Below are 26,851 nucleotides of genomic sequence, written 5' to 3'. Positions count from 1 at the left end.
CGAACGCCGCGCGCTTCCAGGGCGCGACTCAACGCGCATTCATCCCAACGCACAGAACATCATGCTAGAAGCTAGCGCTCGCTTGACTGGCCTGATCTGCGGCACGCAGCCAATGAACGACATCTGGTCGCCGCGCGCGACGCTGCAACGGATGCTCGACGTCGAAGCGGCGCTGGCGCGCGCATCGGCGGCCCATGGCGTGATTCCGCAATCGGCCGTTGCCGCCATCGAGGCAACCTGCCGCGCCGACAAGCTCGACGCCGACGCGCTCGGACGCGACGCCGCGCTCGGCGGCAATCTCGCGATTCCCCTCGTCAAGCAACTGACCGCGCGCGTCAAGGACGCCGACGCGGAAGCGTCGAAATTCGTCCATTGGGGCGCGACGAGCCAGGACATCATCGATACCGCGACCGTGCTGCAACTGCGCGATTCGTTCGATCTGCTCGACGGCGTGCTTGCTTCGACCTGCGACGCAATCGCCGCGCTGGCAAAGCAGCATCGCGCGACGCCGATGATCGGCCGCACGTGGCTGCAACAGGCGCTGCCCATCACGCTCGGTTTGAAGTTCGCGCAATGGCTCGATGCGCTGCTGCGGCATCGCGAGCGGCTCGACACGTTGCGCGAGCGCGTGCTGGTGCTGCAATTCGGCGGCGCGGCCGGGACGCTTGCGAGTCTGCGCGACAAGGGCGGCGTGGTTGCCGCCGCGCTGGCGAAAGAATTGAGTCTGGAGATGCCCGCTGTGCCGTGGCACACGCAGCGCGACCGCATCGCCGAAACGGCGTCGTTCTTCGGCATGCTGATCGGCACGCTCGGCAAGATCGCGCGCGATATCTCGCTGCAAATGCAGACCGAACTCGGCGAACTCGGCGAGCCGGTTGCCGCCGGCAAAGGCGGCTCGTCGACGATGCCGCACAAGCGCAACCCGGTCGGCTGCGCAGCCGTGCTGACGGCGGCGGCACGTGCGCCGGGCCTCGTCGCAACAGTGTTCGGCGGCATGGTGCAGGAGCACGAGCGCGCGCTCGGCGGCTGGCAGGCCGAATGGGACGCGCTGCCCGATCTCGCGCGTCTCGCGGGCGGCGCGCTGGCGAACATCGAACAGATCGTGCAGGGACTCGAAGTCAATGTCGAGCGTCTCGCGGCGAATCTAGAGGTGACGCATGGGCTGATTCTCGGCGAAGCGGTGATGCTCGCGCTCGGCGACAAGATCGGCCGGATGGATGCGCATCATCTTGTCGAGCATGCATCGAAAGAAGCTGTGAAGAGCGGCAAGACGCTCTTCGACGTGCTGGCTGCCGATGCGGCCGTCACTCAACATCTGCCCGTCGAGCAACTCAGACGTCTGCTCGATCCGGCGCATTACGTGGGCAGCGCGCACGCTTTCGTGGACGCCGTGCTGGCTCTTCATACCGCGCGCAAAGCACGCGTGAACCAACATCAGGAGTAAAGGAATGCCTTACGCCGCAGTCAATGGCATCGAGCTTCACTACCGGATCGACGGCGACCGGCACGGCAGCGCGCCGTGGCTCGTGCTGTCGAATTCGCTCGGCACCGACCTGTCGATGTGGACGCCGCAGGTTGCCGAATTCGCGAAGCACTTTCGCGTGCTGCGTTACGACACGCGCGGCCACGGCCATTCGGAAGCGCCGAAGGGACCGTATTCGATCGAGCAATTGACGGGCGACGTGATCGGCCTGCTCGATACGTTGAAGATCGCGCGCGCGAATTTCTGCGGCATTTCGATGGGCGGTTTGACGGGCGTCGGCCTTGCGGCGCGCCACGCGGACCGCATCGATCGTGTCGTGCTGTGCAATACGGCGGCGCGCATCGGCTCGCCGGAAGTCTGGGTGCCGCGCGCGGCGCGGGCGCGCACGGAAGGCATGCTCGCGTTGTCGGATGCCGTGTTGCCGCGCTGGTTCACGGCGGAGTTCATTGCACGCGAGCCGCTGGTGTTCAATTATGTTCGCGACGTTTTCGTGCACACCGACAAGGAAGGTTATGCGCTGAATTGCGAAGCGATCAACGCGACCGATCTGCGGCCCGAGGCGCCCGGCATCAAGGCGCCCGCGCTTGTGATTTCGGGTACGCATGATCTCGCCGCGACGCCGGCGCAAGGGCGCGAACTGGCGGCGTCGATTCCGGGCGCGCGGTATGTCGAACTGGATGCTTCGCATATCTCGAACATCGAAGTGTCCGACATGTTCACGAAGACCGTGCTTGATTTTCTGAAGGGGCAGCGATGAACGACGATCAACGATACGAAGCGGGCATGGGCGTGCGTCGCGCGGTGCTGGGCGATGCGCATGTGGACCGGTCGCTGGTGAATCGCACGGAAGTGACGGAAGAGTTTCAGAATTTCATCACGCGGTATGCGTGGGGTGAGATATGGACCCGGGATGGGTTGCCACGGCATACGCGGAGTTTGCTGACTATTGCGATGATGGTCGCGCTGAATCGCAGCGAGGAACTTGCTTTGCATTTGCGCGCCGCGCGGAATAATGGGGTGACGCGGGATCAGGTGAAAGAGGTTTTGTTGCAGACGGCTATTTATTGTGGGGTGCCTGCGGCGAATTCTGCTTTTCATCTGGCTGATAAGGTTTTTAAGGAGCAGGATGAGGTGGATGCCGGGAAGGGGTAGTGCCGGGTAGTGGTTTGGTTTTTTTGGCGAAGCCGTTGTGATTGTGGGTCACGCGGCTTTTGTTTTTTTGCCGGTGCGCCTGTGCGGCGCGGGCGGTTTGGTTTGCTTGTGTTTGCGCTGGCATCCGCGATTTGTTAGCGTGCTTCACGCGTCGCCCCTGTGCGGGGCGGCACCTACTTTTCTTTGCCGCCGCAAAGAAAAGTAGGCAAAAGAAAGCGGCTAACACCGCCAGTTCCTGTGTTTGCCTGAGGGCCCCCAAAGGGTCTTACGCTTCACACGGCAACACGCTTGCTAGTGTTCGTTGCCAACGTTCTCTCTATGCGCCTCACCCGCTCCATGTGCCCGCGTCGCAGCACGTTGCGCCAGATAGTCCCCCGCCGCCCAGGTGGCAAACTGTGTGTAGGCCCCAGGTGATCCGCACGCCTCACTCCGGACCGATACCGCATGCGTTCCACCCTGTAAGAGCGCCACACTATACGACGCGACAACCTACACACAGTTTGCCACCTGGGCGGCACATACCATTCGCTGCCGCTTGCCCTTGTATAGGAATTTCAAGCAGGTGAGGCGTTCATTCGAAGCGTTGGCAACACACGCGAACAAGTGCGTTGCCGTGTGAGGTGTAAGACCCGTTGGGGGCCCTCAGGCAAGAAGAAATGTTGGCGGTGTGAGCCGCTTTCTTTTGCCTACTTTTCTTTGCGGCGGCAAAGAAAAGTAGGTGCCGCCCCGCACAGGGGCGACGCATGAAGCTAGATAACAACTCGCGGATGCCAGGGTAAAGGTCAAAACACCGACCGGCAACGCCCGCGCCACGAAGGCATAACGCGGATGCCAGCACATAGGCCAAAACACCGACCGGCAACGCGCACGCCACGCGAAGGCAACACGCGGATGCCAGCGCAAACGCAGAACGACCAACACCACCTCCACGCGGATGCTAAAAAAACCAAACCGCCGATCGCAGATCAAAAACCCCTGCAAACCAAAAACATTTCCGGTATACCTGTCGCCCGACACAACCTAAACCCCAACCCACCCGCCGCCAGGCAAAAATGCTTCCCAACCTGCTAGTCCAATTGATCAACGGACTCGCCGACGCCTCGGCGCTCTTTCTCGTCGCAGCGGGCCTGTCGCTGATCTTCGGCGTCACGCGCATCGTCAACTTCGCGCATGGCTCGTTCTACATGCTGGGCGTCTACGTGGCCTACAGCATCGCGAGCCGCTTCGGCACGAGCAGCGTCATCGGTTTCTGGCTGTCGATGCTCGCCTCTGCGCTCGTGATCGGCATACTCGGCGCGCTCGTCGAATTCATCGTGCTGAGGCGCATCTACAAGGCCCCCGAGCTGTTTCATCTGCTAGCGACATTCGCGCTCGTCCTGATCTTCCGCGACGCCGCACTCGCGATCTGGGGACCGCAAGACCTGTTCGGCCCGCGCGCGCCGCATCTGTCCGGCGCCGTCGAACTACTCGGCCACCAACTGCCTACATGGGACATCGCGTTGATCGTGATCGGGCCGCTTGTGCTCCTGTTACTGTGGTACGCGTTGACGTGCACGCGCTGGGGCACGCTGGTGCGCGCAGCCACGCAGGATCGCGAGATGCTCGGCGCGCTCGGCATCAACCAGGCGTGGCTGTTCACTGGCGTGTTCTTCGTCGGCGCGTTTCTCGCGGGGCTTGGCGGCGCATTGCAGGGACCTCGGATGTCGGCAAATCTGTCGCTCGATCTCGAAACGATCGGCAACGCGTTCGTCGTCGTCGTGGTCGGCGGGATGGGCTCGATTCCGGGTGCGTTCGTCGCGGCGCTGCTGATCGCGGAGATCAAGGCGCTGTGCATCGGCATCGGACATGTGTCGCTGTTCGGCGTCGATCTTTCGTTGAGCCGCTTCACGCTCGTCGCGGAGTTTGTCGTGATGGCCGTTGTGCTCGTCGTGCGGCCGTGGGGTTTGCTGGGGCGCGCGACGTCGACGGTTCGCGCGGCAGCGCCCGCCGACATGCCATTGAAGCGCGCAGGCAAGACGCTCAGATGGCTCGCGGCATGCGTGCTGGCCGCGCTCGTGCTCGCACCGCTCGCCGCCGGCGCGTTTCCGTACATGCCCGTGCTGCTCGTCGAAATTCTGATTGCCGTGCTGTTCGCGGCAAGCCTGCACTTCATCATGGGACCGGGCGGCATGCATTCGTTCGGTCATGCCGCGTACTTCGGCCTCGGCGCGTACGGCGCGGCGCTCTTTCTGAAAGTGCTCGATCTGCCGATGGAAGCCGCGCTCGTTCTCGGGCCGTTCCTCGCCGTGCTCGGCGCGCTGGTGTTCGGCTGGTTCTGCGTGCGACTGTCGGGCGTGTATCTGGCGATGCTCACGCTCGCGTTCGCGCAGATCGTCTGGTCCGTCGTGTATCAATGGGATGACGTGACGGGCGGCAGCAACGGCATTCTCGGACTATGGCCGTCGAACTGGCTGTCGTCGCCCGTCGCCTACTACTACCTGACACTGGCGTGCGCCGTGCTCGGCGTGTGGCTGCTGCGTCGCATGCTGTTCTCGCCGCTTGGATTTGCGATGCGCGCGTCGCGCGATTCGGTGCTGCGCGCGGAAGCCATCGGCATCGACACGAAACGCGTGCAATGGGCCGCGTTCGTCATTGCGTCGCTGTTTTGCGGGCTCGCTGGCTCGCTGTATGCCTTTTCCAAAGGCACGATCTCACCGGAAGTGATCAGCGTGAGCCGTTCCGTCGACGGACTCGTGATGGTGCTGCTCGGCGGCATCCAGACGTTGGCGGGGCCCGTCGCGGGCGCGGCGCTGTTCACGTGGTTGCAGGATACCGTCGCGCGTCAGACCGACTACTGGCAGGCGCTGCTTGGCATCGCGATCCTGTTGCTCGTGATTGCGTTTCCGCAAGGCATCGTGGGGTTCGTGCGCGAGCGTTTCGAGCGCGATGAAGCACAGGCAGGAGGCCGCCAATGAGCCTTCTGCGCGTATCGAATCTGTCGATGTCGTTCGGCGGCGTGAAAGCCGTCGACGACGTTTCGTTCGACGTGAAGCCCGGCGAACTGCTCGCCTTGATCGGTCCGAACGGCGCGGGCAAATCGACGTGCTTCAACATCGTCAATGGACAACTGCGTCCGACGCACGGCTCCGTGATGCTGGACGGACGCGAACTCGTCGGCATGCGTCCGCGTGAGATATGGCGACGCGGCGTCGGTCGCACGTTCCAGGTCGCGGCGACCTTCAACTCGATGACCGTGCTTGAAAACGTGCAGATGGCACTCGTGTCTCGCGAAAAGCGTCTATATGGATTGTGGAAACCGGCAGCGTCGCATTTCGAGGATGAGGCGGTTGCGCTGCTCGAGCAGGTCGGCATGACCGCGCATGCGCAGCGTGCGTGCAGCGTGCTTGCCTATGGCGACGTGAAGCGCGTCGAGATGGCCATCGCGCTCGCGAACCGACCGAAGCTGCTCCTGATGGACGAGCCGACGGCGGGCATGGCACCGCAGGAACGGACCGAGCTGATGTCGCTGACGAAGCGTCTTTCCGCCGAGCGCCATATCGGCGTGCTGTTCACCGAACACAGCATGGACGTCGTATTTTCCAGCGCGGACCGGATCATCGTGCTTGCGCGTGGCAAGCTGATTGCGCAGGGCGACGCGGACACGATACGCAACGACGTCAACGTGCAGGCCGTCTACTTCGGCACGGGCAAGACGTTCCAGCCGCGCGCGGCGCTATCGCGCGATGGCGGCGAGCCACACACGGAGCCGCGCGCATGAACGCACCACTGCTGAAAGTCGACGGACTGAATGCGTTCTATGGGCGCGCGCATATTCTCTTCGACGTGAGCCTCGAAGTGGGGCGTGGCGAAGTTGTCGCGCTGATGGGCCGTAACGGCGCGGGCAAATCGACGACGATGAAGTCGATCATGGGGTTGATGGCGCGTCGTGAAGGCGTGATTCATTTCGACGGTACGGACATCTCTGCGTTGCCGCCGCATCGGATTGCGCGGATGGGGCTCGGTTATGTGCCTGAAGATCGTCGGGTGTTCTCGGGTCTCACTGTGATGGAGAATCTCGACACGGGACGGCAGCCCGCGCGTGTGGGGGCGCCTGCGTGGACGCCCGACAAGCTCTTCGAACTGTTTCCGAATCTCGGTGAGATGCCACAGCGTCTTGGCGGGCAGATGAGCGGTGGCGAGCAGCAGATGCTCACTGTGTCGCGGACGTTGATGGGGAATCCTTATTTGGTGCTGCTCGACGAGCCGTCGGAAGGCGTCGCGCCTGTGATCGTCGAGCAGATGGCTAATATGATTCTTGAGTTGAAGCGCGAGGGGTTGTCCATTCTTCTGTCTGAACAGAACTTTCATTTCGCCGAGCTTGTTAGTGACCGCGCGTATGTGCTCGAGAAAGGTCAGATTCGGTTTGGTGGCGCGATGCGGGAGCTTGTGGGGATGAGGGGGTGAGGAGGGCGTATCTGGGGGTTTGATGTCTGCGACGCTTGGGGTTGGTTTTTGCTTTCGCTTTTCGCTTTTCGCTTTTTGCTCGCGTCCGCGAGGCGGTGTTCGTTGTGCAGGCGGTTTGGTTTTTCTTTTGCCTCTGCGCTGGCATTCGCGTTTGAGCCTTTGCGGCGCGGGCGTTGGTTTTGGTTTGCTTGTGTTTGCGCTGGCATCCGCGATTTGTTAGCGTGCTTCACGCGTCGCCCCTGTGCGGGGCGGCACCTACTTTTCTTTGCCGCCGCAAAGAAAAGTAGGCAAAAGAAAGCGGCTAACACCGCCAACATTTCTTCTTGCCTGAGGGCCCCCAACGGGTCTTACGCTTCACTGGGCAACACGCTTGCTAGTGTTCGTTGCCAACGTTCTCTGTATGCGCCTCACCCGCTCCATGTGCCCGCGTCACGCCACGCCGCGCCAGATGGTCCGCCGCCGCCCAGGTGGCAAACTGTGTGTAGGCTTTCGCGCCATACGCGCATCACTCCGGATTGGGAAGCAAGGTTGGTGTTTCTGGTAAGAGCACTAACCTGTGCGGTGCGACAACCTACACAGTTTGCCACCTGGGCGGCAGAAATCACTCGCTGACGCTCGCCTTTGTGGAGGTGTCTGAAGAGGGTGAGGCTTCTATTCAAGGCGTTGGCAACGAGCACCGATCAGCACGATGCCGTGTGAAGCGTAGGACCCTTTGGGGGCCCTCAGGCGAGAACAAGGATTGACGGTGTTAGCCGCTTTCTTTTGCCTGGCGGTTTCAAGATGCAAGTGCAACACTTCCGTTTAGGATACGTTGCATGGGAAAAAACTACGAACAGCTGAGCGCCGAAGAGCGCGGTGTGATCTTTACAATGAAGTTTGAGGACAAGAGCACGCGCGAGATCGCGCGTGCGCTTGTGCGCTCACCCAGTACGATCAGTCGCGAACTGAAGCGCAATGACTGGAAACCGGCTCACGAGCGCGCAACGATGGGACGACCGCCGATCGCCGGCGGTTACAATTCAAGGCGTGCGGGTTTGCGGGCAGGCAGACTGCGGCGCAAGCCTCGGCGGGAACGCAAGCTGCACGTCGATGGGCCGCTGTGGCCGCAGGTGCGTGAACTGCTGGCCAAATGCCATTCACCCGAGCAGATCAGTGCGCAGCTGAAGCAGGCGCATCCGGATGAGCCCACCCTGAACGTGTCTCACGAAACCATCTATCACGCCATCTATGCCATGCCTCGGGGCGAGCTCAAACGCGAGCTGATCGCGCTGCTCAGACGGGGACGCAGCACGCGCAGACCCCGCTCGCGCGGCGAAGACCGGCGTGGCAAGCTCACTGACATGGTCAGCATCCATGTGCGCCCCCCGGAGGCGAACGAGCGGGTGCTTGCCGGACACTGGGAAGGCGATCTCATCAAGGGGGCAGGAAACCGCTCGGCGGTGGGCACGCTGATCGATCGCAGCACGCTGTTCCTGATGCTGGTCAAGATGGATGACAGCACGGCGGAAGCGGCGTTGCGGGGCTACAGCGCAGCGTTTGCGCCGCTTGACCCGGAACTGCTCAAGACGCTGACCTACGATCAGGGCAAGGAGATGGCACTGCACAAGGAACTGGCCAAAGCAACGGGCATGCGCATCTACTTCTGCGATCCACACAGCCCGTGGCAGCGCGGCATCTGTGAGAACACCAACGGTCTGTTGCGCCAGTACCTGCCCAAGGGCGCGGACCTGTCCGTGCTCTCGCAGCGCCAGCTCGACATGATTGCGATAGAGATGAACAACCGTCCGCGCAAGACGCTCGGCTGGAGAACGCCCGCGCAAGTCTTTATTGAAAACTGCAAGAAGCAGGGAATCGAAATCAACCCCGCTGTTGCACTTGGTCTTTGAAACCGCCCCTACTTTTCTTTGCGGCGGCAAAGAAAAGTAGGTGCCGCCCCGCACAGGGGCGACGCGTGAAGCACGCTAACAAATCGCGGATGCCAGCGCAAACACAAGCAAACCAAAACCAACGCCCGCGCCGCAAAGGCAAAGCGCGGATGCCAGCGCAAACACGGGCAAACCAAACCGACCGCGCCGCGAAGGCAAAGCGCGGATGCCAGCGCAACCACAAGCAAACCAAACCAAACCGCCCGCGCCGCACAGGCGCCAACGCAGATGCCAAAAACACCGAACGGCAACGCCTGCGCCGCAAAGGCAGAAACACCGACCAACCCACCCCACACCGCGAACGCAAAGAACCGGTACGATTCAACCTTCGCACGTCCCACCCGTACCCCTGAACGGACAAATAAAACGGAGCCACCGCATGACCTCGCGCGCAGCATGGACATTCCGCATTGCAGCTTCACTAGCCGTCTCGCTGACGGCCCTAAGCGCTTCCGCACAACAAACCATCAAAATCGGCGAAATCAACAGCTACAAGGCACAGCCCGCGTTCCTGATGCCCTATAAAAACGGCTGGAATCTCGCACTGGATCAGATAAACGCAACTGGCGGCGTGCTAGGCAAAAAGCTCGAAGTCGTCTCACGCGACGACAACGCGAACCCCGGCGACACGATCCGCGTCGCGCAAGAACTCATCGCCCGCGAGCAGGTGCAACTGCTGTTCGGCGGCTATCTGTCGAACACGGGCCTCGCGCTAACGGACTTCGCGAAGCAGAAGCGCATGTTCTTCCTCGCCGCCGAGCCGCTCACCGACAAGATCGTCTGGGCCGACGGCAACAAGTACACCTACCGCCTGCGTCCTTCCACCTACATGCAGGTCGCGATGCTCGTGCCCGAAGCGGCAAAGCTGAAGAAAAAGCGCTGGGCGCTCGTGTACCCGAACTATGAATACGGCCAGTCGGCGGCGGCGACGTTCAAGAAGCTGCTGAAGGCCGCGCAGCCCGACGTCGAGTTCGTCACCGAACAGGCCACGCCACTCGGCAACCTGGATGCCGGCTCGACCGTGCAGGCGCTCGCCGACGCGAAGCCCGACGCGATCTTCAACGTGCTGTTCAGCGCAGACCTCGGCAAGTTCGTTCGCGAGGGCAACACGCGCGGGCTCTTCAAGGACCGCAGCGTCGTGTCGCTGCTGACGGGCGAGCCGGATTATCTCGATACACTCGGCGCAGAAGCGCCCACCGGCTGGATCGTGACGGGCTACCCGTGGTATTCCATCGATACACCCGCCAACAAGAAGTTCGTCGCGGACTACGAAGCGAAATATCGCGACTATCCGCGCCTCGGTTCGGTGGTCGGCTATGCGGCGCTGATGTCGATTGCGAACGGCATCAAGAAGGCGGGCTCAACCGATCCCGACAAGCTCGCAGCCGCGTTCAAGGGCTTGAATGTCGATACGCCGTTCGGGCCGATCACGTATCGCCCGCAGGACAACCAGTCGACGATGGGCGCGTTCGTCGGCGTGACCGCGTTGAAGGACGGCAAGGGCGTGATGACGTCGTATCGCTATATCGACGGCGCGAGCGTGCAGCCGTCCGACGCCGAAGTGAAGAAACTGCGTCCCGCGGACTGATTGCGCGAACAGGTAAGACGCGTCCCGAAGGCCAGCCGTACGGCTGGCCTTCTTATTCGTGCGCCGTCATTCCTCGGCGTCGTGCTCGGCCACGAAATGGCGCAGATACGCGAGCACGGCCGCTTCCGCCGCGCGATGGTCCGCGCAGCTTTTCGAACCGGCGTTCTCTTCGTCGCCGAACAGCGTCGATGGCGCATTGTGCACGTCCACTTCCTGGCCTTCGCGGAAGATGCGAATCTCATGCATCGTCTCCGCGTATTCCGCCACCCAGTGAATCCCTTCGATATGGGCGCCTGCCCTGACTGTCTGTGTGTTCATGAGGCGTCTCCTGACGGTTGCATCGCCGCCTTTGACGTAAACCATAGACGCTATCGGCGCATTGCGCAGGCCTCGTTGTGCTTGTGGCCGCTTGCGTCGTGATTGCCAGGCAGCGCGAATCGAAGCATTCCTTCGCCTGGCGAGCGGTTGGACGACCGCAAAAACGCAGGGCTTTCGAGCCAGGACAGCCGTCAGCAAGGACAAGGCACACCCGTTGCTGCGTATGACAAGGCCACCATTCAACGGGAGCACTGTCATGCCTGATAAAGCAACCCTCAAGCGTGCCGCCGCCGACAAGCGCGCCGGCAAGTCGGCGAGCACTCAAGCGGGCGAATTCGTGAAGGAAGAAATCGACCACGTGCGCGAAGGCAAGCACGGCGTCAAATCGGCGAAGCAGGCAATCGCAATCGGCTTGTCGAAGGCGCGCCGCGCGGGCGTCGCGCTGAAGCAGCCGAAGACGGGAACGACGAGCGCGGCCATGCGCAAGAAAGCCGCAGCCGCTGAGCACACAGCCGCGCAGAAAGCCACGGCGAAATCAGCTTCGAAGACCACGGCCGCACGCCGTCCGAGCAGCGAATCGACGGCGAAGCGCTCGCGTGTTGCCGAGGCCGTGCTGAAACACGAAAGCGGACAAGGCGCACCGAAGGATGCGTTGTCGAAGCAGGCCAAGGCAGCGGCAGCGCGCCGTCCGGCCGCGAGCCGCTCGGCTGCGGCGAAGAGGGCGGCTGCGACGAAGGGCGCGGCGGGAAGGTCGGCGGCCGCGAAGAAGGCTGCGCATACGCGGGCCGCGCGTGCGCATCATTGAAAGCTAGCGGGAGAACCGCCGCTGCGCTCGCCGTCGTTTAAACGACCGGCGGCGAGCCGCAGCGGCCTGCAAGACGCCTTACTGGATGGATGCCAGCGCGTTGCGGACGGTCTGGAAGATCTGGTCGATCTGCGCTTCGTCGATGATCAGGGGCGGCGAGAAGGCCAGAATGTCGCCCGTGAAGCGGATCAGCACGCCTGCCTCGAAGCACTTGACGAACGCCTCGTACGCGCGGGCGCCCGGCGCGCCGTCGCGCGGCTCCAGTTCGATGCCCGCGACCATGCCGAGGTTGCGGATGTCCTTCACGTGCTTCGCGTCGCGCAGCGCGTGAACGGCGGCTTCGAACTTCGGCGCCATCGTCGCGGCGCGCTCGAACAGCCCTTCGCTGCGATACAGGTCGAGCGTCGCCACGCAGGCGGCAGCGGCGAGCGGGTGCGCCGAGTACGTGTAGCCGTGGAACAGTTCGATCGCGCCTTGCGCGCCGGCGTTGATGATCGTGTCGTGCACCGTGCGGCTCGCCGCGACGGCGCCCATCGGCACGGAGGCGTTGTTGATCGCCTTGGCCATCGTCAGCAGATCGGGCTTCACGCCGAAATACTCGCTGGCCGTTGCCGCGCCCAGACGCCCAAATCCCGTGATCACTTCGTCGAAAATCAGCAGGATGCCGTGCTTCGTGCAGATATCGCGCAGCTTCTGCAGATAGCCTTGCGGCGGGATCAGCACGCCCGTCGAGCCCGCCACGGGTTCGACGATCACGGCGGCGATCGTCGACGCGTCGTGCAGCGTGACGATGCGCTCCAGTTCGTCGGCGAGATGCGCGCCCCAGGCCGGTTGGCCCTTCGAGAACGCGTTGTGTTCGAGGTTGTGCGTGTGCGGCAGGTGATCGACGGACGGCAGAAGCGCGCCCGAGAACGTCTTGCGGTTCGGCGCAATGCCGCCAACCGAAATGCCGCCAAAGCCGACGCCGTGATAGCCGCGCTCGCGGCCGATCAGGCGCGTGCGCTGTCCTTCGCCGCGCGCGCGGTGATAGGCGAGCGCGATCTTCAGCGCGGTATCGACCGACTCCGAGCCGGAGTTCGTGAAGAACACGCGGTCTAGCCCTTCGGGCATCAGTTCCGCGACTTTCGACGCCGCTTCGAACGCGAGCGGGTGACCCATCTGAAAGGTCGGCGCGAAATCGAGCGTCGCGGCCTGTTTCTGGACGGCGGCGACGATCTCGTCGCGGCCATGACCCGCGTTCACGCACCACAGGCCCGCGCACGCGTCGAGCACGTCGCGCCCGTCGGTGGAGCGGTAGTACATGCCTTTCGCCGATTCCAGCAGGCGCGGCGCCGACTTGAACTGACGGTTGGCGGTGAAAGGCATCCAGAAATTCGACAGATCGTCGATTACAGGGCGCGAAGTCATGAGTTTCTCCTCGAATGGATAGCGAAACTGTAGCGTCCGAGGTTAAATGGCGGACATAAACAGTTCACTCACTGCGCTGCTAACTGTGCTGGTCGAATCGGTCAAACTGTGCTGAAATCGGCGCAGTATCCGTTGCCGTCTGGATTAACCCTGATGATCGAACTCGAACTGGATCGTGACCGACGCCTGGCGCCGACGCTCGTCGAGCAGGTCGTGCAAGGCTTCACACATGCGATCGACAGCCAGGCGCTGCGCGCCGGCGCGCTGTTGCCGTCGGTGCGGCAGCTTGCGCAATCGCATTCGCTGAGCACCTTCACGGTGACTGAGGCGTACAACCGGCTCGTGTCGATGGGCCTCGTGACAGCACGGCGCGGCTCCGGCTATCGCGTCGCGCCGCGCGCGCGGGCCGCGCACGCGAATACCGTCGATTGGCAGCCGCCCAGCCTCACCGCGACGTGGCTGCTGTCCGACGTGTTCGCCGACCATTCCATGCCGATCAAGGCGGGCGGCGGCTGGCTGCCGAACGAATGGATCAACGAAACGGGCATGCAGCACGCATTTCGCGCGATGAGCCGCGTGCCCGCCGCGCGCCTTGGTGATTACGGGCATCCGTACGGCTTCGCGCCGCTGCGCGCGAAGATCGCCGAGCAGATGGACCGGCGCGGCCTGCCCGTCGAGGTGTCGAACGTGCTGCTGACGCAGGGTGCGACCCAGGCGCTCGATCTGATCGTGCGCACGCTGCTGCGCGCGGGAGATACCGTCGTCGTCGAAGATCCCGGCTACTGCAACCTGCTGCAAATTCTGAAGCTCGCCGGGTTGAACGTCATCGGCGTGCCGCGCACGCCGGCGGGCATCGATACGGACGTGCTGGAGCAAATCGTCGACGCGCATCATCCGAAGGCGATCTTCGTCAACACGACCTTGCAGAATCCGACGGGCGCGACCTACGGCATGGCGTCCGCATTCCGCCTGCTGCAGATCGCCGAGCGCAACCGCATGTGGGTGATCGAGGACGACGTGAGCCGCGAGCTTGGCTCGCCCGGCGCGCCGATTTTCGCGGCCATGGAAGGGCTGCGGCGCGTGCTCTACATCAGCGGCTTTTCGAAGACCGTGACGCCCGCGCTGCGCTGCGGTTACGTGGTCGCCGAGCGCGACGTGCTGCGGGAGCTGGCGCGCACGAAGATGGCGGTGGGATTGACGTCGTCGGAGGCGATCGAGCGGATCGTCGACAAGGTGCTGCACGAAGGGCGCTATGCGCGGCATGTCGAGCAGGTCAATGACAGGTTGCGCGCCGCGCACGCGATCGTCGAGGAACGGCTGGATGCGCTGGGGCTGGAAGCCTTTCACCGGCCGCGCGCGGGACTGTTCCTGTTCGCCCGCTTGCCCGTGGAGCCCGAGCGCGCGGGCGAGATCGCGACGGCGGCGCTGTCGGATGGCATCTGGCTCGCGCCCGGTTCCTATTTCCGTCCCGACGATGCGCCGAGCGCGTGGTTCCGCTTCAACGTCCCGCATTCGACCGACGACGCGTTGTGGCGCTTCATCGAGCGAATCGGCCGGGGCTGAGCACGGCAAGCGCGAGCGGAAACGTCAGGGCCTGGCGAGCGAGTCGATGAGTTCGCCGATGTTTGCGGCGCCGACATTGTCTTCCAGCAGCCCGATGAACACACGGCTGTACAACTGATCCCGCTGGACTTCGGGCAGATCCGTGCGGGCGTTCGCGATCGCTTCTGCTGCGCGGTGCGCTGAACTGACGATGCGTTGTGCGAGTTTCTTTTCCATACCCTGCGCTAACGACAGCAAGCCGCAAAGCTTGAGCCGTTTCCCCCTCGTTGTAGAGCATTCGTTTCGTCGCGAGCAAGCGATGCGCCGAATGCGTTGTGTTGGTTCTGCCCCGAATTGTCCCCGTATCACGCGACGAGCGCATTCTTTGCCCTTGGCGCGCGGTTCGCGCGGCTGAGCTCCTTGGCGTCGTACATCACCCGGTCCGCGCTTTTCACCAGATCCTCCGCGCGTTCGCCCGGTTGCAGCACCGCGATGCCGAGGCTCGCGCACACGCGGTACGCATTGCCGTGCACGCTGACGGGCACCTCCAGCGCTGCCGTGATCGCATCGGCGACGTCGGGCGCCTGCGCTGCGTCGTCCTCGATCACGACCAGGAACTCGTCGCCGCCCAGCCGTCCGACCTGCGCGCGGCCCTGCGCGACATCCGTCAGGCGTCGCGCGATCTCAGCAAGAATCGTGTCGCCCAGATGATGGCCAAACGTATCGTTGAGTTCCTTGAAGCGGTCCAGGTCGACGAAAATCACGGCCACGCGGCCAGCGGCGTCCGGCGCGGCGACGGCTTCCTCGAGCCGATCCATGATGCAGCCGCGATTGGACAGACCCGTCAGACGGTCGGTATGCGCGAGCCGGTGCAACTGCGCCCGGCCTTTCAGCAGTTTCAGGATCAGCGCGGCGATCCACGTGGACAGTCCGACCAGAATCGCCGAAATCACGCTTGCCATCGTCACGTAGACGCGGCGCATCCGGTAGTAGTCGTCGAGCGTCTCGGCGACGGAGAGGCCCGCCATCACCGTGAGCCCGTACCGCTTGACCTCGCGGTGCGCGACGATGCGCTCCACGCGGTCGATCGGGTCGGTGAACGTGTCGTCGTTCCCGTGCGGATCGACGTAGCCCGTCGGCAGCGAGTCGCCCGTGCGGCTCGGCGCGTCGCCTGCGCGGCGCGACAGCATCGAACCGCGGCCCGACAGCACCGCGATCATGCCGTGCTCGCCGAGCGCGGCGCTCGTGTAAAAGCCGTCGGTGAGCCAGGCGGGATTCTCCGACACGATCACGACGCCACCGAAGCTGCCGTCCGGACGGTTGATGCGTCGCGTCGCCTGAATCGACCATTGCCGCGAGATGCGGCCGATCACCGGTTCACTGAGGAACAGCCCGACGTCGGCTCGCTCGCGATGCACGCGAAAGTGCTTGCGATCGCTGAGGTCGATGGCGCCGGAAAACGGAATCGTCGATGTGATCACATGGCCATCCGCGCCAGCTAAGGTGACTTGCAGCGCCGTGTCGGCGGTGATGAGACCGTAGGCCTGGTATTTCTTGAGGTCGAACGTATCGGGCGAGCTTTCGTAGCCGTATTTGACGAGCAGCGCAATCGCGTCGACGTCGTGAATCGTTTTCAGCGTGTGCGTGTCGAGCGCGCTCGCGACGGTGCCGGCCGCGACACGCGCGTCGTGCAGCGCGGCTGCCTCTTCGACGCGCAGGCGCATCAGGATCGTGATCCACAAAACAGCGAGGATCAGCACGGTCAGCGCGGGCAGCAGGATGAACGCGCGGTGCGGCGCGTTGCCGTGGCCGCGGGGCCGCAAGCGCTTGATGGATCTGCGAAGTCTGCCTGTCAACGACCTCATTACGGACGCGGTGTTCTTCACTGGCTGATGGCTGACGCGTGAGGCACTTCAACTCGACCGTTCATAGGAGACGGCGCGCATGCTGCCGCGCCTTGCTGAACCCTTATAACGGCAGCGCCGGACGGAAGTTGATTGCGTTTCTCAGATTCGATTGAAACAGCATGGAAGTGCTGAACTGGCGGCGTCGATCGCCGGAATCGACTCGATGGAAGCGCTGTCTCGCGTCGAAATCATGCGGGCGGAATGGGGCTGACGGCGAACGCGTAGCCATTCTTGCCGTGGCGCTTGACTTCGTACATCGCGCCGTCGGCGGCGGCGACGAGCAGCCGGTGATCGGCGACGCGATCGGGATAGGTCGCAATGCCGACGCTCGCGCGCACGAAGCCGAGGCCCATTTGCGTGTCGGTTTCGCCGACGCAGTTCATCAGCCGCGCGGCGATGCCCGTGAGCTCCGTGTCGTTGCCGAAGCCGGAGACTAGCGCCGCGAATTCGTCGCCGCCCATGCGCGCGACCATATCGCCGGGGCGCAGCGACTGGCGAAAGCGCTGCGCGAGCGCGATCAGAAATTCGTCGCCGATCGCATGGCCCAAGGTGTCGTTGACCTGCTTGAAGCCGTCGAGGTCGACATACAGCACGGCGCATTTGCCGGGCGCGCGCTCGGCCGCGATACGATCGAGCCGCGCGAGCAGTTGCTGGCGGTTGGGCAGGCCCGTCATCGCGTCATGCTGGGCGGCGTGGCGGAACTGATGCGTGAGACCCGCGAGCCGCCGATGCCGCCGCGCAAACACGACGAGCGCCGCGAACAGCACGCCCGTCACCACGACGGTCAGCACGGCGAGCACGCTCGCGACGCGCAGCGTGCGCCGGCGAACATCGTTGCTGACGGCGTCGCGGCGCGCGTGCCAATAGTCCGCCGTGGCCGCGAGCGACTGCTTCAGTTCGTCGAGACTCTTTGCCGTCGCATTGGCCTGCGGCAAGCGCGGCGCGGGAACGGGGCTCGATCCGATCAGCGCGTCGAGTTCGGTCACGCGTGCGCCCAGTTCGTCGAGCGCCTGCTGGTATGTCGCGTTAGCGCCATTCGAAGGCGCGCTGCGCTTCAGCAGGCTCGCGACGTTGAGCGCATTGTCGGCCCGCCCGACGCCTTCCAGCACGAGCGTTGCGTATTGCTGCTGGAAGTGATCCGAGAATAGCGCCTTGACCTGCACGGCGACATAGAGCAGCCCGACCACGAGGCACGCGAGCGCGATCGCGCCGACCACGATCGGCTGGGGGCGCCATCGCGGGCTGAGCGGGCGGATCGGCGTGACGGTTTGCTTCACGCCGGCGGGCTAGGGGTGCGAATACGGATCGGGGTTGTTGCCAGGCTCTCGGGTGCGGCGGTGATAGCCGACCTTGCGGAACATCGCGGTCAGCCGCGACACGAACGTTTCCTTCGGTTTCGCCCGTTGCGCATGGCGCGCGGCGTTGCCCGGCTGCTTGCCACGGTCGGCGCGAGCGGCGGCGGAATTGTTTGGCCCGGGCGCGGTGCGCGCGGCTTGCGGCGGGTCGTCTGCGCTCGCGTCCGCGTCCGTGTCCGTGTCGTCGGCTGTCTGGGCTGCGGCGAGCGAGTCGGTGCCGGTGGGCGCGGGTTTTTGCGTCGGCGTTGCCGGTATCACGCGGCCCGACACTGAACTGGTCGGCACGGCTGCAACTGCATGGCTTGGGACGCGCAGGTCGCCGTTCGCGCTGGTTGCCGTGCTGGGCAGCGGGCGTCGGGCTGATTCGACGGCTTCGGCGTAGGCCACCTGGTCGCGGTTGAACCAGATCACATACGCGGCCGTGCCCATCACGCCGACGGCAAGGCCCATCGCCGAGATCAGGCAGATCTGCACCCAGCTGTAATGCCGTGCCTGCGGATCGTCGCTATCGGGTAGATACGCGCTCTCGTACTGCTGCTGCCGGCCGCCGCGCTCGCGGTCCGGAGATTCCTGTGCGTCCATGTGTGCAACGCCTCCGACCCTTGCGGTCTGCGTCTGTCAATGGCGGGACTGGCGCGTCGCGTACGCGCCGAAATCTGCTCGGAGATAACCGTGGTCTTGGAGCAATTATCGAGCCCATCAAGTGCCGCAATCCGGCGATGATGCCGGCGAGGACAGTGCTGGGCCCGCTCACGAGGACAGGGTTATGTGTTGGCTATTCTACTTTTAATTCGCAAGACGGGCCGTGGCGGAAAACGGACGTTTGAAGCGCGCGGCGGCTGGCCAAAAAGTCGTGCAAGGCGAGAAAAATTTTCAGACTGTCCGCGCGTTACGCGATCAGGCGCAACACGATGGGATAAAGCGTCGCGACGAGCATCAGCGCCATCGCGATGTTGAACGTGCGCAGCCACACGGGGTTCGACAGTGCGCGGCGCATCGCGGTGCCGAACGCGGCCCACAGGCAGATGCACGGCAAGCCGATCACATAGAACAGCACGGCCATCAACAGCGCATTGATGCCGAAGTCGGCACTCAGATGAATCGTCGTCGCGGCTGTGAGCACCATCATCCATGCCTTCGGATTGACCCACTGGAACGCGATCGCTTCATGAAAGCGCATCGGGCGGCGCTCGCCCTTCTTGAGCTGCATCTCGCCCGACGTGCCGATTTTCCACGCGAGATACAGCAGATACACGACGCTCAGCACTTCGAGCACCGTGTACAGCACCTCGAAGCGGCGGAACGCTTCGCCAAGCCCGAAACCCACCGACAGCATCAGCAACGCGACGCCCGCGCTGATGCCGAGAATATGCGGCAGCGTGCGGCGAAAACCGAAATTGACACCGGATGCGAGCAGCATCGTGTTGTTCGGTCCAGGCGTGATGGTCGTGACGAGCGCGAACAGGATGCCGGCGGGCAGGGCGCTGGCGCTCAGGGTGTCGAGGGTCATGGACGGCTCCGCGAGAATTTCGAGATTGACGACAGTGTATCGATCAGAGCCGGTACAGTACCGGTACAGATGCGTGCATGATTTCCGGTACGGAGCGCGGGTATGTGCCGAGGTTCCTTGCCACAGCGCAAACATTCAGGGCAGGATGCGTGGACAGCACTCCAACGTACTTGAGCATGCACAACTCAAAAGAAAAATCTTCAGCATCCCTGAGCCTTCTGAAAGGCATCCTGCCGGTCGGCCGCGCTAGCGCATGGCGCGACGTGTTCTCCGGCATATCACTCGCGTCGATGGACATACCTCAGGTGCTCGGCTATGCGCGCATCGCCGGCATGCCCGCCGTGACGGGGCTGTACACCGTGTTTCTGCCGCTGGTGGCGTTCGCGTTCTTCGGCGCGTCGCGCCACCTCGTGGTCGCCGCCGACTCGGCCACGGCGACCATCTTCGCCAGCCGCGCATCGACCATTGCGCCGATGGGCAGCGTCGAGTATGTCGCGCTGGCTGGCATGGTCGCCTTGCTGACGGCGGCGCTCCTGCTGCTCGCCCGCATCTTCAGGCTCGGCTTTCTCGCCGATTTCCTGTCGCGCACCGTGCTGGTCGGCTTTCTGACGGGCGTGGGCATACAGGTATCGATTGCGATGCTTGGCGACATGTTCGGCATGACCGTGCCGTATCCTTCGTCGCGAAGTCTTGCGCAACTGATTTATGTGATCGGACATGTCGTACACGCGCATCTGCCGACGCTCATGCTCACCGTGCTGGTGGTGGGCGCGATTCTCATCGGCAAGCGCTTCCTGCCGCGCGTGCCGATTCCCCTCATTGCCGTGGTAGGCAGCATCGCAGCCAGCAAGACCTACGATTTCGCCGGGCACGGCATTACGATCCTCGGCCCGATCAGCGGCGGTCTGCCGCCATTCGCGTTTCCGGCTGTCACATGGCAGCAGTTTCTCGACCTCGTGCCGGTGGCGGCGTCGTGCTTCGTGATGATCATTGCGCAAAGCGCTGCCGCGGCTCGCGTGTTCGCGCAGCAGTATCACGAAGAAGTGGACACCAACGCCGACATCCTCGGGCTGGCGGCGGCCAATGCCGCTGCCGCATTCAGCGGCACGTTCGTCGTCAACGGCAGCCCGACGCAAACCGCGATGGCCGAACGCGCGGGCACGCGCAGCCAGATCGGGCAACTCGCGTTCGCGGGCGTGGTCGTGGTCGTGCTGCTCTTTTTCAGCTCGTATCTGCAATACTTGCCGCATTGCGTGCTCGCCGGGATCGTGTTCACGATCGCAGTCGGTCTCGTCAACGTGCCGAGTCTCGCGGCGATCCGCGCCGAAAGCCCCGGCGAGTTCACGCTCGCGCTCATCACGGCGGCAGCCGTCGTGATGGTCGGCGTCGAGCATGGCATTCTGCTCGCCGTCGCGTTGTCGCTGCTGCGCCACGTGCGGCACAGCTATCGTCCGCATACGATGGTGATGGAACCGTCGCCCGCCAACGGCAGATGGCAGCCCGTGCCCGCGAAGCCGGGGATCATGAGCGCGCCGGGGCTCATCGTGTACCGCTTCGGCTCCGATCTGTTCTTCGCCAACGATCATGTCTTCACGGCGGAAGTCATCGAACTCGTCGATGCGGCATCCGGCGATCTGCATTCGCTCGTCATCGATGCCGGCGCGATCACCGCACTCGACTATTCGGCGGCCCTCACGCTGAGCGATCTGATTACGGATCTGCAAGAGCGCAAGGTGGCTGTCATCTTCGGGCGAGTGAATCCTTACCTGCGCGCCGATATGGACCGGCATCGCATTACGCAGGTCGTCGGCGAGTCGAATGTCTTCGACACGCTGCATGAAGCGCTTGCGGCCGCGGGCATCAGCCCGCCGCACGAGGTGAACGCTTTATAGGCTTGCTGTCATCCCGCAGATGGCGCATCGCAGCAGCCACGCTGCGACATTCGCACGGGCTTATCGCTTACCCTGGATCGCGCGTCGAACAGCAGCATGCGCCGTGCGCGCATGCTGCGCCGCACTTCGTTGCCCGGCGGCGCATCGCATCGTCTTCACACTCGAAGCCACCTTCCGATCCCCGCACCCGCACGCATCTGCAACATAGGGCAAGTCCCTAAGCGCATTTAGCCCTGCATTACCACGCCGCACATCGCCCTCCTACACTCAGCATCAAACGGAGGAGGGACGACATGGCCAAGATGATCCACACGATGGTCCGCATTCAGGATCTCGACCGCTCGCTGAAGTTCTATCAACGCGCGTTCGGGCTCGAGCCTTCGCATCGGCTCGATTTTCCGGACTTCTCGCTTGTCTATCTGCGCAACGACGAATCCGACAACGAGATCGAACTCACCTGGAACAAGGGACGCGAAGACGCGTACTCGCATGGCGATGGCTACGGGCACGTCGCGTTCGTCGTCGACGACGTGACGCGCGAGCGCGAGCGTCTCCTGCAACTCGGCATGACGCCGAACGACGTGCGCGAATTCAAGAACGACGACGGCGCCTTGCTCGCGCGTTACTTCTTCATTCAGGACCCGGACGGCTACAAGATCGAAGTGCTCGAACGGCACGGACATTACCAGTAGAAAGCCATAGAAAGCCGCGCACGACGCGGTACCCCCACAACACAACCATCAAGGAGACAGGCATGAGTCACAGAGTGATTCCAATCGCCGCAACGTCTGCCACGGCTCATGAGCCGGATGCACCGCCTGCGCCGCGCTCGCTGGCGAGGCGCGAGTGGCTCAAGGGCACGGGTGTGCTGATCGGCACGCTGGCGTTCCCGTCGATCCTCGCGACGCTTGCGCCGAGCCGCGTATGGGCGCTCGAAATGCAGGCGCTCGATACGCACCAGGGGGCGGTGCTGCTCGCCTTCGTCAAGCAGCAGTACCCGCACAAGACGCTCGACGACGCGGTCTATGCGCTCGTCGTCAAGGACCTCGATGCGAAGGCGCAGAAAGATCCGGCCGTGCGTCAGCAACTCGCCGACGGCGTGAAGCAGCTCGACGCGCTCAACGGCTCGGACTGGACCAAACGCTCGCCCGCCGACCAGGCGCGCGATGTCGCCGCGATGCAGAAAACACCGTTCTTCACGACCGTGCGCACGACGGCCATCGTCTCGCTGTATAGCAATGACATGGCGTACGCGCATTTCGGCTACGGCGCGGCACAAGGCGACGGCGGCTATCTGACCAAGGGCTTCAACGATCTGGCGTGGCTGCCGAATCCGCCGGCCGCCGCGAGCGGTCCGATTCCCACCGACAGCTGAGCAACGGAGACCTGACATGGACGACAACAACAAGGTGCATTTCTCGCACAACGATGCGCGCCCCGTGGTCATCATCGGCTCCGGCGCGGGCGGCGGCACGCTGGCCAATGAGCTGGCGCAAAAGGGCGTCGACGTGATCGTGCTCGAAGCGGGCAAGATGCATACGCAAGGCGATTTCACCACGGACGAATGGGGCTCGTTCTCGATGCTGTCGTGGCTCGACAAGCGCACCACGTCGGGCAGCTGGCGCATCGCCACCGACTTCCCCAATCTGCCCGCGTGGATCTGCAAGACGGTCGGCGGCACGACGACGCACTGGGCGGGCGCGAGCCTGCGCTTTCAGGCGCACGAGTTCAAGGCGAAAACGAACTACGGCACGATCAAGGATGCGAACCTGCTCGACTGGCCCGTGACGAGCGAGGAAATGGCGCCGTGGTACGACCGCGCCGAAAAGAAAATGGGCGTGACGCGCACCAACGGCTTGCCCGGACTGCCCGGCAACAACAACTTCAAGGTGATGTACAACGGCGCAACGAAGGTCGGCTACAAGGAGTGCAATACCGGCCATATGGCGACCAACAGCATCGTGCGCGATGACCGCGCGCATTGCTTCCAGCGCGGCTTCTGCTTCCAGGGCTGCCGCACGGGCGCGAAATGGTCGACGCTGTACACGGAGATTCCGCGCGCGCAGGCCACGGGCCACATGGAATTGCGCACGCAAGCGCAGGTCGTGAAGATCGAAACGGATGCGAAGGGCAAGGCAAGCGCCGTCGTCTATTACGACGCCGCCGGCAAGCTGCAACGCCAGAAGGCGCGCATCGTCGCGGTGGCGGGCAACGCGATCGAAACGCCGCGTCTCTTGCTGAATTCGCATTCGAGCCGCTTCCCTGACGGGCTGGCAAATTCATCCGGACAGGTCGGGCGCAATTACATGCGTCACACGACGGGCTCCGTCTATGCCGTGTTCAACGACAAGGTCGACATGTACAAGGGCACGACGATGGCGGGCATCATCGAAGACGAAGCGCGCTTCGATACGTCGCGTGGTTTCGCGGGCGGCTATCACATGGAGACGGTGTCGCTGGGGCTGCCGTTCTATGCGGCGTTTCTCGATCCCGGCGCCTGGGGCTCGGACTTCACGCAGGCCATGGACGCGTATCCGTACACGGCAGGCATGTGGATCGTCGGCGAGGACATGCCGCGCGAGACCAACCGCATCACGCTGAATACCGACGTGAAGGATCAGTACGGCCTGCCCGTGCCCAACGTGCATTTCGACGATCATCCGAACGACGAAGCGATGCGCGAGCACGGCTTCAAGCAGGGCAGCGCCGTGTATCAGGCGGCGGGCGCGAAGACGGTGTATAAGGTGCCGCCCTATCCGTCGACGCATAACCTCGGCACCGCGCGCATGAGCGCGAAGCCGCAGGACGGCGTGTGCAACCGGTTCGGCCAGACGCATGACGTGCCGAACCTGTTCATCTCCGACGGCAGTCAGTTCACGACGGGCGCGGCGGAAAACCCGACGCTGACCATCGTGACGCTGGCGATCCGTCAGGCCGACTACATCGCAGGGCAGATGAACAGGCGCACAATCTGATCGACGCACGTGAACTCATCGAGTGCGGCAGGCGGGCGCGATGATCGCCGCCGCACTCATACGAACAATGGAGACAAACCATGTGCAATGTCTACGTGAACGCGGACCCGATCCTGTACGAATCGCGCACGCGTTCGCTGCGCATTCACGGCGTGATTACGACTGTGCGTCTGGAGAATCTCTTCTGGGACGTGCTGCATGAAATCGCGTCGCGCGAGAACATGACGACCACGCAATTTGCCGTCAAGCTCTACGACGAACTCATCGCGCTGCGCGGTGAAGTGCCGAGCAATTTCGCATCGTTCCTGCGCGTGTGCTGCTTGCGATATCTGTCGATCGTCGCGGGCAAAAGCGAGTTAACCAGTGGTCCCGTTCCTGTTCCCGAGCCGAAGCCGCGGGTGCTGAAGACGGTGTGATCCGTCGCGGCGCTTCTCTCGTACGGTGAGCGTACGCGCGGTTAGCGCGAGTGCGTGCGGAACGCCTCGCCGCCCAGGCCCGCGCGATCGACGGCAACGATGCGGTTGCGGCCGTTGTCCTTCGCCTGATACAGCTGTGCGTCAATCAGGTTGATGAAAGCGGTCGTATCCATCCCGCCGGACAAACCATTCGGCACGATGGTGCCCACGCCGAAACTCGCCGTCACGCGCTGCTGATGCGGCGAGCGCACATGCGCGATCGCCTCGGCATCGATCAGATCGCGGCAACGTTCGGCCGTCTTCACGGCCGTATCCGCGTCCGTGTCCGGCAGCACCAGCACAAATTCCTCGCCGCCGAACCGTCCGAGAAAATCGCCGGAACGCGCGGCCTGCGCGAGCACGCCCGCGATGCGCTTCAGGCATTCGTCGCCCTGGAGGTGGCCGTAGTAATCGTTGTAGGCCTTGAAGAAGTCGATATCGATCATGATCAGCGACAGCGGCTTGCCGCTTGCCTGACTCGCAGCCCACTCGCGCTGCATCACGGCGTCGAACATGCGGCGGTTGCCCGCGCCCGTCAGTCCGTCCTTGAACGACAGTTCTTCGAGTTCCTTCTGTAGACGCGCGAGCTTTTCTTCCGTGCGCTTGCGTTCGCTGATGTCGAACATGAAGCCGATCAGCGAATCGACACCGCCGTCGGGCTTGCGCACCACATGCACGACGTCGCGCAGCCACACGTAGCCGCCGTCTTTCGTTAGCGCGCGATAGTCCGCTTCATGATCGGTGCCCGCCTGCGACTGCGCGACGCAAAACTCGACCACCTTCTGCCGATCGTCGGGATGCATCCGTTCGGCCCAGTCGTTGACCGTTTTCCACGACGACGGCGCCCAGCCGAGCAACGCCTCGATCTGCGGGCCGATATAAGTGAAGGCCATCGTCGCCCAGTCGATCTTCCACGGAATCGCTTTGGTCGATTCGAGCAGCGTGCGATACACGGCGCTGTCGTGTTCGAGCCGCTCGCCTTCGGCGCGCATGCTGGCGCTGGCATCGTCATGGCGCAGAAACGCGGCGCCGAGCATGTCTTGTGTGTCGTCGATGTTTTTCATGATCGCTTCGTGTTGGTCGCTTGCGCCCAAGGGCGCGTCTCGCCATGTCAACGGCACGGCGGCATCGTTTCTTGATCGGCTGAAACCCGGACGGACAATTCTACTGATGCAGTGGCGCTGCGTCGCGCGCGAGGTACGCCCTGAATGTTTCGATCAGCGCACGGACCTTGGACGGCGTGTGCTGTGTCGGCGGAAACACGGCCTGGATGCCCGCCGGCTCCGTCGACCATTCAGGCAACAGCCGAACGAGGCGGCCCGCCGCGACGTCGTTGCTGATCGAAAAGTCCGTCAACAGCCCCAGCCCGCCGCCCGCGAGCGTCGCCGCGCGCGCGGCTGCCGCCGTGTTCACGAGAAACGCGTTCTCGCAACGGACGCTTTCCGTCGCGCCGTTCGTGTGGCGCATGTCGAGCGTTTGCGGGTGCGGCAAAACCGTCAGCGCGACGAAAGGCATTGCCGGGAGATCGGCGGGCGTCTGCGGCTCGCCCCAGGTCTCGACGAACGCAGGACTCGCGACGACCCATTTCTCGTAGCGCCCGAGCATCACTGCGCGATAGTTCGAATCCGCGAGACGCCCGAGCCGGATCGCGACGTCGATGCCGTCCGCGATCAGATCGACGACGTGGTCGCTGCACAGCAGTTCGATATCGAGTTGAGGATGCGCGCGGCGCAGTTCCACCAGTACGGGCGCGACCACGAGCGTGCCGTAGTCGATCGGGCAACTCACGCGCAGTGTGCCGCGCACGGGTGCCTCCTCGCCGCCGATTTCAGCCAGCGCTTCCTCCGCTGCGCGCAGGATCTTCACGCTCGCGTCGTAGAACGCGCGGCCCGCTTCAGTGATGCCGAGGCGCCGCGTCGTGCGCACCAGCAGGCTTGCGCCCACTTCCGCTTCGAGCCGCTGCATGTGCGTGCTGACCATCGTCTTCGCGAGCCCGAGCCGCGTGGCGGCCGCTGTCAGTGAGCCCGCTTCGACCACGGCGACGAAGACGGCCAGCCGGTTCAGGTTCACGTCACGCACGTCGGCCATGTCGAT

Annotated in this window: 23 protein-coding genes and 1 pseudogene; 15 read left to right on the top strand and 9 right to left on the bottom strand. The window is 63.7% G+C overall.

Annotated features, from left to right (window positions below):
• Positions 1-61 precede the first annotated feature (61 nt).
• The 8 genes and pseudogenes from H1204_RS25645 (at position 62) to H1204_RS25610 (ending at position 10,591) form a co-directional block, all read left to right on the top strand.
• Positions 62-1,444: a 3-carboxy-cis,cis-muconate cycloisomerase gene (locus H1204_RS25645; protein WP_180731332.1), complete on the top strand. Its 1,383-nt coding sequence runs from the start codon at positions 62-64 to the stop codon at positions 1,442-1,444.
• Positions 1,445-1,448: 4 nt separating this feature from the next.
• A complete protein-coding gene (gene pcaD / locus H1204_RS25640; protein ID WP_180731331.1) occupies positions 1,449-2,240 on the top strand; it encodes a 3-oxoadipate enol-lactonase in 792 nt (263 codons plus the stop codon).
• Positions 2,237-2,635: a 4-carboxymuconolactone decarboxylase gene (gene pcaC, locus H1204_RS25635; protein ID WP_091779354.1), complete on the top strand. Its 399-nt coding sequence runs from the start codon at positions 2,237-2,239 to the stop codon at positions 2,633-2,635. The genes pcaD and pcaC overlap by 4 nt, the downstream gene beginning before the upstream one ends.
• A 1,052-nt stretch (positions 2,636-3,687) precedes the next feature.
• Positions 3,688-5,589 carry an ABC transporter permease gene (locus H1204_RS25630; protein WP_180731330.1) on the top strand — a complete coding sequence of 634 codons (1,902 nt, stop codon included), beginning with the start codon at positions 3,688-3,690 and terminating at the stop codon, positions 5,587-5,589.
• On the top strand, positions 5,586-6,392 hold the full coding sequence (locus H1204_RS25625; protein WP_180731329.1) for an ABC transporter ATP-binding protein: 807 nt from the start codon (positions 5,586-5,588) through the stop codon (positions 6,390-6,392). The genes H1204_RS25630 and H1204_RS25625 overlap by 4 nt, the downstream gene beginning before the upstream one ends.
• Positions 6,389-7,101 (top strand): annotated as a pseudogene (locus H1204_RS25620) (ABC transporter ATP-binding protein). The gene H1204_RS25625 and the pseudogene H1204_RS25620 overlap by 4 nt, the downstream one beginning before the upstream one ends.
• A gap of 792 nt (positions 7,102-7,893) precedes the next feature.
• Positions 7,894-8,964: an IS30 family transposase gene (locus tag H1204_RS25615; RefSeq protein WP_180729620.1), complete on the top strand. Its 1,071-nt coding sequence runs from the start codon at positions 7,894-7,896 to the stop codon at positions 8,962-8,964.
• Positions 8,965-9,382: 418 nt separating this feature from the next.
• Entirely contained in the window at positions 9,383-10,591 is a 1,209-nt protein-coding gene (locus H1204_RS25610) for an ABC transporter substrate-binding protein (protein ID WP_180731327.1), read from the top strand.
• Between the two features lie 66 nt (positions 10,592-10,657).
• Here H1204_RS25610 and H1204_RS25605 read toward each other — a convergent pair whose 3' ends face one another.
• Positions 10,658-10,909 (bottom strand): hypothetical protein, encoded by a 252-nt coding sequence (locus H1204_RS25605; protein ID WP_007748721.1) that lies wholly within the window; start codon positions 10,907-10,909, stop codon positions 10,658-10,660.
• A gap of 256 nt (positions 10,910-11,165) precedes the next feature.
• On the opposite strand from H1204_RS25605, the gene H1204_RS25600 reads away from it, so the two are divergent.
• Positions 11,166-11,714, top strand: coding sequence for a DUF6496 domain-containing protein (locus H1204_RS25600; protein WP_180731326.1), 549 nt, complete (start codon positions 11,166-11,168; stop codon positions 11,712-11,714).
• Positions 11,715-11,792: 78 nt separating this feature from the next.
• Here the strand turns inward: H1204_RS25600 and H1204_RS25595 are convergent, their stop codons facing one another.
• Positions 11,793-13,121, bottom strand: coding sequence for an aspartate aminotransferase family protein (locus tag H1204_RS25595; RefSeq protein WP_180731325.1), 1,329 nt, complete (start codon positions 13,119-13,121; stop codon positions 11,793-11,795).
• Positions 13,122-13,274: 153 nt separating this feature from the next.
• Between H1204_RS25595 and H1204_RS25590 the strand changes: the two genes are divergently transcribed.
• Positions 13,275-14,684: a PLP-dependent aminotransferase family protein gene (locus tag H1204_RS25590; RefSeq protein ID WP_180731324.1), complete on the top strand. Its 1,410-nt coding sequence runs from the start codon at positions 13,275-13,277 to the stop codon at positions 14,682-14,684.
• A 24-nt stretch (positions 14,685-14,708) separates the two neighbouring features.
• Here the strand turns inward: H1204_RS25590 and H1204_RS25585 are convergent, their stop codons facing one another.
• The 5 genes from H1204_RS25585 to H1204_RS25565 form a co-directional block, all read right to left on the bottom strand.
• Complete coding sequence (locus tag H1204_RS25585; RefSeq protein WP_180731323.1) at positions 14,709-14,900, bottom strand: hypothetical protein; 192 nt, start codon at positions 14,898-14,900, stop codon at positions 14,709-14,711.
• A 128-nt stretch (positions 14,901-15,028) separates the two neighbouring features.
• Entirely contained in the window at positions 15,029-16,528 is a 1,500-nt protein-coding gene (locus tag H1204_RS25580) for a sensor domain-containing diguanylate cyclase (RefSeq protein WP_180731322.1), read from the bottom strand.
• A 230-nt stretch (positions 16,529-16,758) separates the two neighbouring features.
• The gene (locus H1204_RS25575) at positions 16,759-17,847 is read right to left on the bottom strand and encodes a GGDEF domain-containing protein (RefSeq protein ID WP_180731321.1); all 1,089 of its coding nucleotides are present in this window, start codon (positions 17,845-17,847) and stop codon (positions 16,759-16,761) included.
• Between the two features lie 9 nt (positions 17,848-17,856).
• A complete protein-coding gene (locus H1204_RS25570; RefSeq protein ID WP_180731320.1) occupies positions 17,857-18,507 on the bottom strand; it encodes a hypothetical protein in 651 nt (216 codons plus the stop codon).
• Between the two features lie 307 nt (positions 18,508-18,814).
• Complete coding sequence (locus tag H1204_RS25565) at positions 18,815-19,435, bottom strand: LysE family translocator (RefSeq protein WP_180731319.1); 621 nt, start codon at positions 19,433-19,435, stop codon at positions 18,815-18,817.
• A 176-nt stretch (positions 19,436-19,611) separates the two neighbouring features.
• Between H1204_RS25565 and H1204_RS25560 the strand changes: the two genes are divergently transcribed.
• The 5 genes from H1204_RS25560 to H1204_RS25540 all read left to right on the top strand — a co-directional run bounded on the left by H1204_RS25560 (position 19,612) and on the right by H1204_RS25540 (position 24,718).
• Positions 19,612-21,327 (top strand): SulP family inorganic anion transporter, encoded by a 1,716-nt coding sequence (locus H1204_RS25560; RefSeq protein ID WP_180731318.1) that lies wholly within the window; start codon positions 19,612-19,614, stop codon positions 21,325-21,327.
• A 293-nt stretch (positions 21,328-21,620) separates the two neighbouring features.
• A complete protein-coding gene (locus H1204_RS25555) occupies positions 21,621-22,019 on the top strand; it encodes a VOC family protein (RefSeq protein ID WP_180731317.1) in 399 nt (132 codons plus the stop codon).
• Between the two features lie 62 nt (positions 22,020-22,081).
• Positions 22,082-22,702, top strand: coding sequence for a tat (twin-arginine translocation) pathway signal sequence (locus H1204_RS25550; protein ID WP_180731316.1), 621 nt, complete (start codon positions 22,082-22,084; stop codon positions 22,700-22,702).
• Positions 22,703-22,718: 16 nt separating this feature from the next.
• A complete protein-coding gene (locus tag H1204_RS25545) occupies positions 22,719-24,302 on the top strand; it encodes a GMC family oxidoreductase (RefSeq protein ID WP_180731315.1) in 1,584 nt (527 codons plus the stop codon).
• Positions 24,303-24,382: 80 nt separating this feature from the next.
• Positions 24,383-24,718, top strand: a complete 336-nt coding sequence (locus H1204_RS25540) for a ribbon-helix-helix domain-containing protein (protein WP_180731314.1) — start codon at positions 24,383-24,385, stop codon at positions 24,716-24,718.
• A gap of 41 nt (positions 24,719-24,759) precedes the next feature.
• Here H1204_RS25540 and H1204_RS25535 read toward each other — a convergent pair whose 3' ends face one another.
• Together H1204_RS25535 and H1204_RS25530 are read right to left on the bottom strand one after the other, a co-directional pair.
• Entirely contained in the window at positions 24,760-25,821 is a 1,062-nt protein-coding gene (locus H1204_RS25535) for a sensor domain-containing diguanylate cyclase (protein ID WP_180731313.1), read from the bottom strand.
• Between the two features lie 100 nt (positions 25,822-25,921).
• Positions 25,922-26,845: a LysR family transcriptional regulator gene (locus tag H1204_RS25530; RefSeq protein ID WP_180731312.1), complete on the bottom strand. Its 924-nt coding sequence runs from the start codon at positions 26,843-26,845 to the stop codon at positions 25,922-25,924.
• Positions 26,846-26,851: the final 6 nt, after the last annotated feature.

Origin of the sequence: Paraburkholderia sp. PGU19, from assembly GCF_013426915.1 — a bacterium.
Taxonomy (GTDB): Bacteria; Pseudomonadota; Gammaproteobacteria; order Burkholderiales; family Burkholderiaceae; genus Paraburkholderia.
The sequence above is the reverse complement of the archived record's forward strand: the minus strand, read 5'-3'. Positions and strand labels throughout refer to the sequence as shown.

Coding starts and splice junctions, on each gene's coding strand:
- H1204_RS25530 (WP_180731312.1), bottom strand. CDS start 26,845: ATGGCCGACGTGCGTGACGTGAACCTGAACCGGCTGGCCGTCTTCGTC.
- H1204_RS25560 (WP_180731318.1), top strand. CDS start 19,612: ATGCACAACTCAAAAGAAAAATCTTCAGCATCCCTGAGCCTTCTGAAA.
- H1204_RS25645 (WP_180731332.1), top strand. CDS start 62: ATGCTAGAAGCTAGCGCTCGCTTGACTGGCCTGATCTGCGGCACGCAG.
- H1204_RS25615 (WP_180729620.1), top strand. CDS start 7,894: ATGGGAAAAAACTACGAACAGCTGAGCGCCGAAGAGCGCGGTGTGATC.
- H1204_RS25550 (WP_180731316.1), top strand. CDS start 22,082: ATGAGTCACAGAGTGATTCCAATCGCCGCAACGTCTGCCACGGCTCAT.
- H1204_RS25590 (WP_180731324.1), top strand. CDS start 13,275: ATGATCGAACTCGAACTGGATCGTGACCGACGCCTGGCGCCGACGCTC.
- pcaD (WP_180731331.1), top strand. CDS start 1,449: ATGCCTTACGCCGCAGTCAATGGCATCGAGCTTCACTACCGGATCGAC.
- H1204_RS25595 (WP_180731325.1), bottom strand. CDS start 13,121: ATGACTTCGCGCCCTGTAATCGACGATCTGTCGAATTTCTGGATGCCT.
- H1204_RS25570 (WP_180731320.1), bottom strand. CDS start 18,507: ATGGACGCACAGGAATCTCCGGACCGCGAGCGCGGCGGCCGGCAGCAG.
- H1204_RS25630 (WP_180731330.1), top strand. CDS start 3,688: ATGCTTCCCAACCTGCTAGTCCAATTGATCAACGGACTCGCCGACGCC.
- H1204_RS25610 (WP_180731327.1), top strand. CDS start 9,383: ATGACCTCGCGCGCAGCATGGACATTCCGCATTGCAGCTTCACTAGCC.
- H1204_RS25605 (WP_007748721.1), bottom strand. CDS start 10,909: ATGAACACACAGACAGTCAGGGCAGGCGCCCATATCGAAGGGATTCAC.
- H1204_RS25580 (WP_180731322.1), bottom strand. CDS start 16,528: ATGAGGTCGTTGACAGGCAGACTTCGCAGATCCATCAAGCGCTTGCGG.
- H1204_RS25625 (WP_180731329.1), top strand. CDS start 5,586: ATGAGCCTTCTGCGCGTATCGAATCTGTCGATGTCGTTCGGCGGCGTG.
- H1204_RS25535 (WP_180731313.1), bottom strand. CDS start 25,821: ATGAAAAACATCGACGACACACAAGACATGCTCGGCGCCGCGTTTCTG.
- H1204_RS25585 (WP_180731323.1), bottom strand. CDS start 14,900: ATGGAAAAGAAACTCGCACAACGCATCGTCAGTTCAGCGCACCGCGCA.
- H1204_RS25600 (WP_180731326.1), top strand. CDS start 11,166: ATGCCTGATAAAGCAACCCTCAAGCGTGCCGCCGCCGACAAGCGCGCC.
- H1204_RS25565 (WP_180731319.1), bottom strand. CDS start 19,435: ATGACCCTCGACACCCTGAGCGCCAGCGCCCTGCCCGCCGGCATCCTG.
- pcaC (WP_091779354.1), top strand. CDS start 2,237: ATGAACGACGATCAACGATACGAAGCGGGCATGGGCGTGCGTCGCGCG.
- H1204_RS25540 (WP_180731314.1), top strand. CDS start 24,383: ATGTGCAATGTCTACGTGAACGCGGACCCGATCCTGTACGAATCGCGC.
- H1204_RS25545 (WP_180731315.1), top strand. CDS start 22,719: ATGGACGACAACAACAAGGTGCATTTCTCGCACAACGATGCGCGCCCC.
- H1204_RS25555 (WP_180731317.1), top strand. CDS start 21,621: ATGGCCAAGATGATCCACACGATGGTCCGCATTCAGGATCTCGACCGC.